The organism is Variovorax durovernensis, from assembly GCF_977011995.1.
Genome location: NZ_CDRNCW010000002.1, coordinates 319,181 through 331,085 on the forward strand (window position 1 = coordinate 319,181; position 11,905 = coordinate 331,085).

Here is an 11,905-nt window from a genome sequence, read left to right on the forward strand (position 1 = left end):
TCGGCATCTCCAATATCTTCAGACGCATGACCTTGTCCGCCACAGTACTGCGCAACCGCCTGCTGAGTCGCGCGCGCATGCGCCATCTCGAGGTGTTTGTTCGCACCGCCGATCTGGGCTCCGTCAAGCGCGCGTCTGAAGCGATCGGCATGGCGCAGCCGACCGCCACGCAGGCGCTGTCGGACCTCGAAGCGCTGCTTGGCAGCGCGTTGTTCCTGCGGCATTCGAAAGGCATGTCCGCAACTGTGCTGGGAGTCGCGCTGCTGCCGATGGCGCGGCGCATGCTGGCGCTCGTGGACGAAGCCGCCACGCAAACGGTGGCCATCACAAGCCGCGCCAGTTCGGTCGTTCGCGTGGCGGCCATTGCCGCAGGCATCAGCAGCCTGCTTGGTGACGCATTGCCGGCGTTCGCCAGCGCCCACCCCGACATCCTCGTGCAGTTGCAAGAGGCCGATGCGGCCAATCAGCCTTCGCTGCTGACCGCGGGCGAGATCGACTGTTTCGTGTGCCGCGCGCCGGAGGTCCTGCCTGAGGGTTGGGAATTCATCGCGCTGCAGCAAGACCGCTTTGCCGTTGTCGCTGCGCCGGGCCATCCGCTGGCATTGAAGAAGAAGGTGTCGCAGGCGCAGCTGGAGGCTGCGACCTGGCTCACGACGCCAGCGCCGGTGGCGGCACGTCAAGCCTTCGACGAGCTCTTCGCGGACTCCGCGCAGCCGCCGAAGACTTGCAATGTCCTGACCACCTCACCGACGATGGTCTGGGCGCTGCTTGCCAAGAAGGAACTGTTGGCGCTATTGCCGTGCAGCGTCGTGCGGCATCTGCTGGACGGGGGGCATCTGGTCGAAGTGCACTGGCATGCGCCTGCGGCATTTCGCGACATCGGCATGCTGCTGCCTTTGCGCGAGCGCAGCGGCGCGCTGGACCGCCTGGCAACTTTTCTCACTGCGAGGTCAGCGCCTTCTCGCACCAGGCGGCCTGCGTCGTAAGGCGGCGCGGCGGCTCGCCTCTTACTTGTCGTTGTGCAGGTAAGTCGCCTGCTTCGGCAGCAGCAGGCTAACCAGGAACGCCAGGGCCATCATGCCGGTCACGTACCAGTAGAAGTACGACTCGTGGCCGATCGACTTCAGCCCCAGCGCCACGTATTCCGCGCTGCCGCCGAAGATGGCGTTGCCCACCGCGTACGACAGGCCCACGCCCAGCGCGCGCACTTCGGGCGGGAACATCTCGGCCTTCACGATGCCGCTGATCGAGGTGTAGAAGCTCACCACCGCCAGCGCCAGGGTGATGAGCACGCCGGCCATCAGCGGGCTGCTCACGCTCTGCAGGCTGGTCAGCACCGGCACCGTCATCAGCACGCCCAGGGCGCCGAACAGCAGCATGTTGCTGCGGCGGCCGATGCGGTCCGACAGCGCGCCGAACAGCGGCTGCATGCACATGTAGATGAACAGGCACGCCGTCATGATGTTGCTGGCGGTCTTGATCGACATGCCGGCCGAGTTCACCAGGTACTTCTGCATGTAGGTGGTGAAGGTGTAGAAGATCAGCGAGCCGCCGGCCGTGTAGCCCAGCACCACGAAGAAGGCGCGCTTGTGGTGCTTGAACAGTTCCGCCACGCTGCCGGCGCCCTTGGCGGCGCGGGTCTTGGTGCTGGCGGTCTCGGTCAGCGTGCGGCGCAGCATCAGGGCCACGATGGCCGCCACGGCGCCCAGCACGAAGGGAATGCGCCAGCCCCAGCTGCGCAGCTCGGCCTCGTCCAGCACCTGCTGCAGCACCACCACCACGACCACGGCCAGCAACTGGCCGCCGATCAGCGTGACGTACTGGAAGGACGAGAAGAAGCCGCGCTGTCCGCGCATCGCCACTTCGCTCATGTAGGTGGCGGTGGTGCCGTACTCGCCGCCGACCGACAGGCCCTGCAGCAGCCGCGCGAGCAGCAGCAGCGCGGGTGCCGCGGCGCCGATCTGCGCGTAGGTCGGCAGGCAGGCGATCACCAGCGAGCCCACGCACATCATGACCACCGAGGTCACCATCGATGTCTTGCGGCCCTTGCGGTCGGCCAGCCGGCCGAACAGCCAGCCGCCGATCGGGCGCATCAGGAAACCGGCGGCGAACACGCCGGCGGTGTTCAGCAGCTGCACGGTCGGGTCTGACTTGGGGAAGAAGGCCGGCGCGAAATAGATGGCGCAGAAGGCGTAGACGTAGAAGTCGAACCACTCCACCAGGTTGCCGGACGAGGCGGCGAAGATGGCGAAGATGCGCTTGCGCTTTTCTTCGAAGGTGTAGGGGGTGTTGTTGTCGGCGGTGGCGTCGGGGCTGGAGGCGCCGGCGGTCGCGCTGCTTGCGAAGGCGGTCATGGAAAGGGGTCCTTGTCTCTGGCTGCGGCCCGCCGCGAAGCCGCGCGAGGCCGTGGCGGCGAGTCTGTCCGGCCGCCGGGGCGCTGTCGTCCGTAGCCGCCCGGCGGGTGTCTACGTATCGGTACGCAAGGGTAAACACCTAGATCGCATCCAGGCCGGCGTGCCGGGCGATGCTGCGGGATTCCACCAAGGCCGCGCGTCCGCAGGCGCGGCGCATACTCGCGCAAAAGCCACTCGCCGGCCCCTCCGGGGCTCCAGGCGACAGCCAGGAGATATGCGTTGCAGCGAACGAATATTGCCGACCCGACCTATTTCCACAAAGTCGTCGATTGCCAGTACGCCTGTCCGGCGCACACTCCTGTCCCCGAATACATACGCATGATCGCGCAGCGCCGCTACAGCGACGCCTACATGATCAACTGGGCTTCCAACGTCTTTCCCGGCATCCTGGGGCGCACCTGCGACCGGCCCTGCGAGCCGGCCTGCCGGCGCGGACGGGTGGAAGAAAGCAACGCCGAGGCGCCGGAGCCGGTGGCGATCTGCCGGCTCAAGCGCGTGGCGGCCGACATGAAGGACGACGTGCGCGCGCGCATGCCCCAGCCCGGGCCGAAGAACGGAAAGCGTGTCGCATGCATCGGCGCCGGGCCGGCCTCGCTCACCGTCGCGCGCGACCTGGCGCCGCTGGGCTACGAAGTGACGGTGTTCGACGGCGAGGCCAAGGCCGGCGGCTTCATCCGCACGCAGATTCCGCGCTTCCGCCTGCCCGAGTCGGTCATCGACGAAGAGACGGGCTACGTGCTGGACCTGGGCGTGGAGTTCTGCGGCGGCGAGCGCATCGCGTCGATGAAGGCGCTGATGGCCCAGGACTGGGATGCGATCTTCGTCGGTTGCGGCGCCCCGCGCGGGCGCGACCTCGACGTGCCGGGGCGGCAGGAGGCCGCGGCCGGCATCCACATCGGCATCGACTGGCTGAACTCCGTGTCCTTCGGCCACGTCAGCAGCATCGGCAAGCGCGTGATCGTGCTGGGCGGCGGCAACACGGCAATGGACTGCTGCCGCTCGGCGCGCCGCCTGGGCGGCACCGACGTGAAGGTCATCGTGCGCAGCGGGTTCGAGGAGATGAAAGCCTCGCCCTGGGAGAAGGAAGACGCCGCGCACGAGGGCATCCCGATCATCAACTTCCATGTGCCGAAAGCCTTCGTGCACGAGGACGGCAAGCTCGTGGGCATGCGCTTCGAGATTGTCCGCGCCGAGTACGACGACAAGGGCCGCCGCTCGCTGGTGCCTACCGGGGAGCCGGAGGCCTACTTCGAATGCGACGACGTGCTGGTGGCGGTGGGCCAGGAAAACGCATTCCCCTGGATCGAGCGCGATTGCGGCATCGACTTCGACAAGTGGGGCCTGCCGGCGCTCGACAAGAACACCTTCCAGTCCTCGGTGCCCCACGTGTTCTTCGGCGGCGATGCAGCCTTCGGTCCGAAGAACATCATCACGGCCGTCGCCCACGGGCACGAGGCGGCGGTGTCCATCGACAAGCTGCTGCGCGCCGAGCCGATCTACGTGCGGCCGGCACCCATGACCAACCTGGTGTCGCAGAAGATGGGCATCCACGAGTGGAGCTACGACAACGACACCTCCAACGACCTGCGCTACAAGGTCCCGTGGGCCAAGGCCGAGACGGCGCTGGCCAGCATCCGCGTGGAGGTGGAACTGGGCTTCGACGCCGCCACCGCCTTCAAGGAGGCCGAGCGCTGTCTGAACTGCGACGTGCAGACCGTGTTCACCGAGGCTGCCTGCATCGAGTGCGATGCCTGCGTGGACATCTGCCCGATGGACTGCATCAACTTCGTCGACAACGCGGAAGAAGACGAGCTGAGGCCCCGCCTCAAGGCACCGGCGCTGAACCTGGCGCAGGACCTGTACGTGTCCGGCGGGCTCAAGACGGGGCGCGTCATGGTCAAGGACGAAGACGTTTGCCTGCACTGCGGCCTGTGCGCCGAGCGCTGCCCCACGGGCGCCTGGGACATGCAGAAGTTCCTGCTGAAGATGACGCCGGCGGGGCAGGGGGCGGCCGCATGACGCAAAAGCAGATCGAGGCGGTCAACGACTTCGTCATCAAGTTCGCCAACGTCAACGGCTCGGGCTCGGCTTCGGCCAACGAGCTGTTCGCAAAGGCCATCCTGCGCATGGGCGTGCCGGTGAGCCCGCGCAACATCTTCCCGAGCAACATCCAGGGCCTGCCGACCTGGTACGAGGTGCGCGTGACCGAAGACGGGCACCTGGGGCGGCGCGGCGGCACCGACATGATGGTGGCGATGAACCCGCAGACCTGGGACGCCGACGTGGCCGAGCTGGAGCCGGGCGGTTACCTTTTCTACGACAGCACCCGGCCGCTGCCGCCGTCGAAGTTCCGCGACGACATCCGCGTGATCGGCATGCCGCTCACCGAAATCTGCAACGCCGTCTATCAAGACCCGCGCCAGCGCCAGCTGTTCAAGAACATCGTCTACGTAGGCGCCCTGGCCATCCTGCTCGGCATCGAGCCCGAGGTGGTCGAGAAGCTGTTCGGCGAGCAGTACAAGGGCAAGGAAAAGCTGCTGGCCTCCAACGTGCAGGCGCTGCACCTGGGCTGCGACTTCGCGCGGGAGAACCTGCGCGATCCCGTGGGGCTGCAGGTGCGGCGCGCCGACCGGGTGGGCGGGCGCATCTTCGTGGACGGCAACAGCGCTGCGGCACTGGGCTGCGTATATGGCGGCGCCACGGTCGCTGCCTGGTATCCGATCACGCCGTCTTCCTCGGTGGCCGAGGCCTTCCAGAAGTACTGCACCAAGTTCCGCGTGGACCCCGCCACCGGCCAGCACCGCTTCGCCATCGTGCAGGCGGAGGACGAGCTGGCTTCTATCGGCATGGTGGTCGGCGCCGGCTGGAACGGCGCACGGGCCTTCACCGCGACCTCGGGTCCGGGCATTTCGCTGATGGCCGAATTCATCGGGCTGGCCTACTTCGCGGAGATTCCGATCACGCTGATCAACGTGCAGCGCGGCGGACCTTCCACCGGCATGCCCACGCGCACGCAGCAGGCCGACATCCTGGCCTGCGCCTATGCGTCGCACGGCGACACCAAGCACGTGCTGCTGTTTCCCGAGGACCCGCACGAGTGCTTCGAGCACGCGGCGGCGGCCCTGGAGCTGGCCGACCGGCTGCAGACGCCGGTGTTCCTCATGACCGACCTGGACATCGGCATGAACCAGCGCCTGTGCGAGCCCTTTGCCTGGGACGACAGCAAGGCCTACGACCGAGGCAAGGTCATGAGCGCAGAGGAGCTGGAGGCGGGGCGCGACTTCGGCCGCTACAAGGACGTGGACGGCGACGGCATTCCCTGGCGCACGCTGCCGGGCACGCACCCGACCAAGGGCAGCTACTTCACGCGCGGTACCACGCGCGACGCCTATGCCCGGTATTCGGAGCGCGGGCCGGACTACATCTACAACATGGAGCGGCTGCTGAAGAAGTTCGCGACCGCGGCCACGCTGGTGCCGCAGCCGGTGCTGCGGCCCGCCGCACGCAAGACCGCGCTGGGCGTGATCCATTTCGGCTCGACCAGCCCGTCGATGCACGAGGCGCTGGATGCGCTCGAAGCGAGGGGCATCCACCTCGATGCCATGCGGCTGCGCGCCTTTCCCTTTCCCGACAGCGTGGCGCAGTTCGTGGCGCAGCACGACAAAGTGTTCGTGGTCGAGCAGAACCGCGACGCGCAGATGCGCAGCCTGCTGGTCAACGAGCTGGACGCCGACCCGGCGCGGCTGATCCGGGTGCTGCATTTCGACGGCACGCCGATCACCGCGCGCTTCATCGTCCAGGCGATCGCCACGCATGTTCATCCGACGAAGGAGGCGGCATGACCTACCTCGCCAAGCCCAGGCTGCGCCATCCGACGCTGGCCGTCAACAAGGTGGGCTACACGCGGCGCGACTACGAAGGCAAGATCTCGACGCTGTGCGCCGGCTGCGGCCACGACTCGATCTCGGCCGCCATCATCGAGGCCTGCTGGGAGCTGGACATTGAGCCGCATCGCGTGGCCAAGCTCTCGGGCATCGGCTGCAGCTCCAAGACGCCGGACTATTTCCTTGGCGCGTCGCACGGCTTCAACACCGTGCACGGCCGCATGCCCAGCGTGCTGACCGGCGCCAACCTGGCCAATCGCGACCTGCTGTACCTGGGCGTTTCGGGAGACGGCGACTCGGCCTCCATCGGCCTGGGCCAGTTCGCGCATGCCATGCGGCGCGGCGTGCGCATGGCCTACATCGTGGAGAACAACGGGGTCTACGGCCTGACCAAGGGCCAGTTCTCGGCCACGGCCGACCAGGGCTCCAAGAGCAAGAAGGGCGTGGTCAACACCGACAGCCCGGTCGACCTGGTGGCCATGGCGCTGCAGCTGGGCGCCAGCTACGTGGGGCGCGGCTTCTCGGGCAACAAGGCGCAGCTGGTGCCGCTCATCAAGGGCGCGATCAGCCACGGCGGCTCGGCGTTCATCGACGTGATCAGCCCTTGCGTGGCCTTCAACAACCATCCCGGCAGCACCAAGAGCTACGACTACGTGCGCGAGCACAACGAAGCGGTGAGCCGCATCGACTTCATCAGCGGGCGGGACGAAATCGCCGTCGACATCGAGCCGGGCGAGGTGATGGACGTGCGCCAGCATGACGGCACGCTGCTGCGCCTGCGCAGCCTGCACCCTGAATACACGCCCGGCGACCGCTATGCGGCCATGGCCTACATGCAGCGCCACCAGGAAATGGGCGAGGTGGTCACCGGACTGCTCTACGTCGATCCGTTGGCCACCGACCTGCACACCGCCCTCAACACCAGCGACCGCCCGCTCAATGCGCTGGGGCCGGCCGAACTGTGCCCGGGCGCCTCGGCGCTCGAGCGGCTGAATGCCTCCTTGCGCTGATCGGCGGCCGGGGGCACCATTGACCCTCTTTCAGGAGGGCGCACCATGGCCGAGCGCACCGTTTTCCAATCCATCTCGCGCACGCACCTGATCAGCCTGGCGCCGCAGGCCAGCGTGCGCGACGCCGCCTGCGTGATGACGCGCGCCAACTGCGGCAGCGTGCTCGTCATGGAGCTGCCCGACATCCTGGTGGGCATCCTGACCGAGCGCGACCTGATGACCCGCGTGCTGGCCCGGGGGCTCGATCCCGATCGCACCGCGGTGCGCGAAGTCATGACGCCCAACCCGATCTGCGTGCCGCCCGAGACGCCGGTGTCCGACGCGGTGGTGCTCATGCTGGAGAGGGGCTTTCGCCACCTGCCGCTGGTGGCGGGCAAGAAGGTCGTCGGCGTGTTCTCGGTGCGCGATGCGCTGCCGCGCGAGATCGGCGCGGCCGTGAGCCTGACCGAGTTCCGCGAACAACTGAACGACGCACTGGGCTGACAAGGAAACCAATGCCTCTTCCCACTCAAAAACCGCAGGTGCTGGTGCTCATGGGCGTCTCGGGCTGCGGCAAGACGACCGTGGCCGCCATCCTCGCGGGCCGCCTGTCCTGGCCGTTCGAGGAGGGCGATGCACTCCATCCGCCTTCGAACATCGCCAAGATGGAAGCAGGGCATCCGCTCACCGACGAGGACCGCGCGCCCTGGCTGCGCAAGGTCGCGGACTGGGTGGACGAGCGCATCGACGCCGGCGAGCATGGGCTCATCACCTGCTCGGCCCTCAAGCGCTCCTACCGCGAGGTGATCAACCGGCGCGGCGCAGGCGTGGTGTTCGTCTACCTCCACGGCTCGCGCGAGACCATCGCCGCGCGCCTGATGGCCCGCCACGGCCACTTCATGCCGCCCAGCTTGCTCGACAGCCAGTTCGCCGACCTGGAGGAGCCCTCGGCGGACGAGCCCGCGATTCGCGTCGACGTCGGCCCGGCGCCCTCCGCGCTGGCGCAGACCATCATCGAAACCCTGGGCCTTGACTGAATGAACGCTTCCACCGCGCTGAACGCGCACGACATCCAGGTGCTGGCCGTCGCGGCCATCGGCATCGCGCTGCTGGTCGTGCTGATCGTGTGGCTGAAGCTGCATGCCTTCCTGGCCCTGACCATAGGCGCGCTCTTCGTCGGCGTCGGCTCGGGCATTCCGCTGGACAAGGTGACGGCGTCCTATGAAAACGGCGTCGGCGGCGTGCTGGGCTACGTGGGCGTGCTCATCGCGCTGGGCGCGATGCTCGGCAAGCTGCTGGCGGATTCCGGCGGCGCCGACAGGCTGGTCGAGACGCTGCTGCGAGGGCGCCCCGCCACGCTGCCCTGGAAGATGGCGCTGGTCGCCAGCATCATCGGGATACCGATGTTCTTCGAGATCGGGCTCGTGCTGCTGATTCCCGTGGTCATGCTCGCGGTGCACCGCTCCAAGGGGCCCGCCATGCGGCTCGGCATTCCGGCGCTGGCCGGCCTGTCGGTGCTGCACGGGTTCATTCCGCCGCACCCGGGGCCGCTCGCCGCCATTGCCATCCTGCATGCGAACGTCGGCGTGACCCTGGCGCTCGGGCTGCTGATCGCCATTCCGACGGTGGCCGTGGCCGGGCCGCTCTTCGGCCTGATGGCGGCCCGGCTGGTTCCGATCGGCGCGGCCGGCGCGGGGCTTGCGGTCACGGCCTCGGGGTCGGCCGCCAATGCGGGCGACCAGAAGCCCAGCGGCAGCCCGACCTTCGCGTGGACCCTGGTCACCCTGCTGTCTCCCCTGGTGCTGATGCTGCTGAAGGCGGCGGCCGACATCTGGCTGGACAAGGCGGCACCGCTGCGGCCGGTGCTCGACTTCATCGGCGACCCCGTCTTCGCCCTGCTGGTGGCCGTGTTGCTGGCCATGGTGACCTTCGGCACCGCCGTGGGCTTCACGCTGCCCGTGCTGGCCAGGAAGATCGCCGACAGCCTGCTGCCGGTGGTGGGCGTGATGCTCATCGTGGGCGCCGGCGGCGGTTTCAAGCAGGCGCTCGTCGACGGCGGCACCGGCAATGCCATCGCCAAGATCGCACTCGCGGCGGGCCTGTCGACGCTGGTGCTGGGCTGGATCGTGGCGGTGCTGATCCGCCTGGCGACCGGCTCCGCGACGGTGGCGACAGTCACCGCGGCGGGCATCATCGCGCCGCTGGCCGGCGGGCTGTCGACCAACCACCTGTCGCTCGTCGTGCTGGCCATCGGTGCCGGCTCGCTGTTCTTCTCCCATGTGAACGACGCGGGCTTCTGGCTGGTGAAGGAATACTTCGGCCTCACGGTGGGGCAGACGATCAAGACCTGGTCGATGATGGAGACGGTGATCTCCGTAATGGGGCTGCTGCTGACGCTCGCACTGTCGGCCGTTTTCTGAGGGCCGGGCGCCAACTGGCTTGCGTCGGCCCGGCCGATCCCGTACGCTGGCCCGGTGTCCGTGCGCGGCACCCGAGCCCCTGCGGGCCGCCGGGTCGGCCTTCCGGATGCGAAGGAGTCCAGCCATGCCAAGCCGATCGAACGGCCTCGCGGCCGAAATGGAAGCGGTGCGAACACTGGCGCTCGTCGGCGCCGCCGCCGCCGGCAAGACCTCCCTCGCCGAGGCCCTGTTGTTCAAGGCCGGTGCCATCAAGGCGTGCGGCAGCGTCGAGCGCGGCAGCACCGTCAGCGACCATGACCCGCTGGAGCGCCGCCTGCAGCACTCGCTCAACGCATCGGTGCTGCACCTCACGCATGCGGGCACGCGCATTCACTTCATCGACACGCCCGGCGGCCCCGACTTCCTCGGCCAGAGCCTGCCGGCGCTGGAGGCGGTCGAAACGGTGGCGGTGGTCATCAATGCCGCCACCGGCATCGAGCCGATGGCGGTGCGCATGATGGAGTACGCGGCCTCGCGCCATCTCACCCGCATGATCATCGTCAACAAGATCGACTCGCAGGGCATCTCGCTGGCGGGCCTGCTGGCCGACATCCAGGCCACCTTCGGCCGCGAATGCCTGCCGCTGAACCTGCCCGACGGGGTCGGCAGGCAGGTGGTGGACTGCTTCTTCAACCGCTTCGGGCAGTCCGACTTCGGCCCCGTCGAAGCGGCGCATCGCGCGCTGGTGGAGCAGGTGGTCGAGGTCGATGCGGCCTTCGTCGAGCGCTACCTCGAGGAGGGCGACGTGAATCCGGCCGAGCTGCACGCGCCGCTCGAGCAGGCGCTGCGCGAAGGCCATCTGATTCCGGTGTGCTTCGTCTCGTCGCGCAGCGGCGCCGGCGTGGCCGAACTGCTGGACGTGATCGTCAAGCTCCTGCCCGACCCGACCGAAGCCAACCCGCCGGAATTCATCGTCGGCGAGGGCGCGCAGGCCAAGCCCATGCAGGCCAGGCCCGACCCGTCGCTGCACGTGCTGGCGCATGTGTTCAAGGTCACGATCGACCCCTATGTCGGCAAGATGGGCATCTTCCGCGTGCACCAGGGCACGCTCACGCGCGACAGCCAGCTCTACATCGGCGATGGCCGAAAGCCCTTCAAGGTGGGGCACCTGTTCATGCTGCAGGGCAAGGACCATGTCGAGGTGTCGCACGCGGTGCCGGGCGATATCGTTGCGGTGGCCAAGGTCGACGAGATCCACTTCGATGCCGTGCTGCACGACGCTGCCGAAGACAGCCATGTGCATCTCGCGCCGCTGGCGTTTCCGGTGCCGGTACACGGCTTGGCCGTGGAGCCCAAGCGCCACGGCGACGAGCAGCGCGCCTGGGAGATCCTTGGCAAGCTCGCGGCCGAGGACCCCTGCCTGCGCATCGAGCATGTGATGGCGACCAACGAGACGGTGCTGTACGGCCTGAGCGAGCTTCATCTGCGCATCGTGCTCGATCGCCTGCGCGAGGTGTACCGCTTCGAGGTGCAGACGCGGCCGCCGCGCATCGCCTACCGCGAGACCGTGACCGCGCTGGCCGAGGGCCATCACCGCCACAAGAAGCAGACCGGCGGCGCCGGCCAGTTCGGAGAAGTCTTCCTGCGCATCGAGCCGCTGGCGCGCGGCGGCGGCTTCGAGTTTGCCGACGAGGTGCGCGGCGGCGCGATTCCGGGGCATTTCATCCCCGCGGTCGAGAAGGGCGTGCGCGAGGTGCTGGTGTGCGGTGCGATCGCCGGCTATCCGGTGGTCGACGTGCGCGTCGTGGTGCACGACGGCAAGCACCACAGCGTGGACAGCAAGGACATCGCCTTCGCCACCGCGGGCCGCAAGGCCTTCATGGCGGCCATCCGCGAGGCCCGGCCGGTGGTGCTCGAGCCGATCGTCGAGATCGAGATCGCCGTGCCCGAGCAGTCGGTCGGCGATGTCACCGGCGATCTTTCAACCCGCCGGGGCCTGGTCACCGGCACGTCGGCCGGGGGCGCAGGCACGGTGGTCGTTCGCGGCCAAGTGCCGATGGCCGAACTGGCCAGCTACCAGTCACGCCTCAATGCGATGACCAGCGGGCAGGGGCGCTACACCATCGCGCTGTCGCACTACGAGGCGGTGCCACCGGCGACGCAGCAGACGCTGATGGGGCAGTACCGGGTGCATGAAGAAGACTGAAGCTGCAGGGGTC

Annotated in this window: 9 protein-coding genes; 8 read left to right on the forward strand and 1 reads right to left on the reverse strand. The window is 68.1% G+C overall.

The genetic code is table 11. The annotated features are described in order from the left end of the window. Positions 1 to 32: 32 nt before the first annotated feature. Positions 33 to 986: a LysR family transcriptional regulator gene (locus ACWV14_RS33490; RefSeq protein WP_454908117.1), complete on the forward strand. Its 954-nt coding sequence runs from the start codon at positions 33 to 35 to the stop codon at positions 984 to 986. Between the two features lie 21 nt (positions 987 to 1,007). On the opposite strand, the gene ACWV14_RS33495 is transcribed toward ACWV14_RS33490, so the two are convergent. Continuing rightward, positions 1,008 to 2,354 (reverse strand): MFS family transporter, encoded by a 1,347-nt coding sequence (locus tag ACWV14_RS33495; RefSeq protein ID WP_454908118.1) that lies wholly within the window; start codon positions 2,352 to 2,354, stop codon positions 1,008 to 1,010. Between the two features lie 279 nt (positions 2,355 to 2,633). Between ACWV14_RS33495 and ACWV14_RS33500 the strand changes: the two genes are divergently transcribed. The 7 genes from ACWV14_RS33500 to fusA all read left to right on the forward strand — a co-directional run bounded on the left by ACWV14_RS33500 (position 2,634) and on the right by fusA (position 11,892). Continuing rightward, positions 2,634 to 4,433 carry an FAD-dependent oxidoreductase gene (locus ACWV14_RS33500; RefSeq protein ID WP_454908119.1) on the forward strand — a complete coding sequence of 600 codons (1,800 nt, stop codon included), beginning with the start codon at positions 2,634 to 2,636 and terminating at the stop codon, positions 4,431 to 4,433. After that, positions 4,430 to 6,256, forward strand: a complete 1,827-nt coding sequence (locus ACWV14_RS33505; RefSeq protein WP_454908120.1) for a 2-oxoacid:acceptor oxidoreductase subunit alpha — start codon at positions 4,430 to 4,432, stop codon at positions 6,254 to 6,256. Before ACWV14_RS33500 ends, ACWV14_RS33505 begins: the two co-directional genes overlap by 4 nt. After that, positions 6,253 to 7,308, forward strand: coding sequence for a 2-oxoacid:ferredoxin oxidoreductase subunit beta (locus tag ACWV14_RS33510; RefSeq protein ID WP_454908121.1), 1,056 nt, complete (start codon positions 6,253 to 6,255; stop codon positions 7,306 to 7,308). Before ACWV14_RS33505 ends, ACWV14_RS33510 begins: the two co-directional genes overlap by 4 nt. Positions 7,309 to 7,353: 45 nt before the next feature. Continuing rightward, positions 7,354 to 7,791 (forward strand): CBS domain-containing protein, encoded by a 438-nt coding sequence (locus ACWV14_RS33515; RefSeq protein ID WP_454908122.1) that lies wholly within the window; start codon positions 7,354 to 7,356, stop codon positions 7,789 to 7,791. Between the two features lie 11 nt (positions 7,792 to 7,802). Continuing rightward, complete coding sequence (locus ACWV14_RS33520) at positions 7,803 to 8,324, forward strand: gluconokinase (RefSeq protein ID WP_454908123.1); 522 nt, start codon at positions 7,803 to 7,805, stop codon at positions 8,322 to 8,324. Beyond that, the gene (locus tag ACWV14_RS33525) at positions 8,325 to 9,707 is read left to right on the forward strand and encodes a GntT/GntP/DsdX family permease (RefSeq protein WP_454908124.1); all 1,383 of its coding nucleotides are present in this window, start codon (positions 8,325 to 8,327) and stop codon (positions 9,705 to 9,707) included. 124 nt (positions 9,708 to 9,831) lie between these two features. Then, positions 9,832 to 11,892: an elongation factor G gene (gene fusA / locus ACWV14_RS33530; RefSeq protein ID WP_454908125.1), complete on the forward strand. Its 2,061-nt coding sequence runs from the start codon at positions 9,832 to 9,834 to the stop codon at positions 11,890 to 11,892. Positions 11,893 to 11,905: the final 13 nt, after the last annotated feature.

Excerpts from the sequence above, each read along its gene's own strand:
- ACWV14_RS33495 (WP_454908118.1), bottom strand. The coding sequence starts at position 2,354 with ATGACCGCCTTCGCAAGCAGCGCGACCGCCGGCGCCTCCAGCCCCGAC.
- ACWV14_RS33505 (WP_454908120.1), top strand. The coding sequence starts at position 4,430 with ATGACGCAAAAGCAGATCGAGGCGGTCAACGACTTCGTCATCAAGTTC.
- ACWV14_RS33510 (WP_454908121.1), top strand. The coding sequence starts at position 6,253 with ATGACCTACCTCGCCAAGCCCAGGCTGCGCCATCCGACGCTGGCCGTC.
- ACWV14_RS33515 (WP_454908122.1), top strand. The coding sequence starts at position 7,354 with ATGGCCGAGCGCACCGTTTTCCAATCCATCTCGCGCACGCACCTGATC.
- ACWV14_RS33520 (WP_454908123.1), top strand. The coding sequence starts at position 7,803 with ATGCCTCTTCCCACTCAAAAACCGCAGGTGCTGGTGCTCATGGGCGTC.
- ACWV14_RS33525 (WP_454908124.1), top strand. The coding sequence starts at position 8,325 with ATGAACGCTTCCACCGCGCTGAACGCGCACGACATCCAGGTGCTGGCC.
- fusA (WP_454908125.1), top strand. The coding sequence starts at position 9,832 with ATGCCAAGCCGATCGAACGGCCTCGCGGCCGAAATGGAAGCGGTGCGA.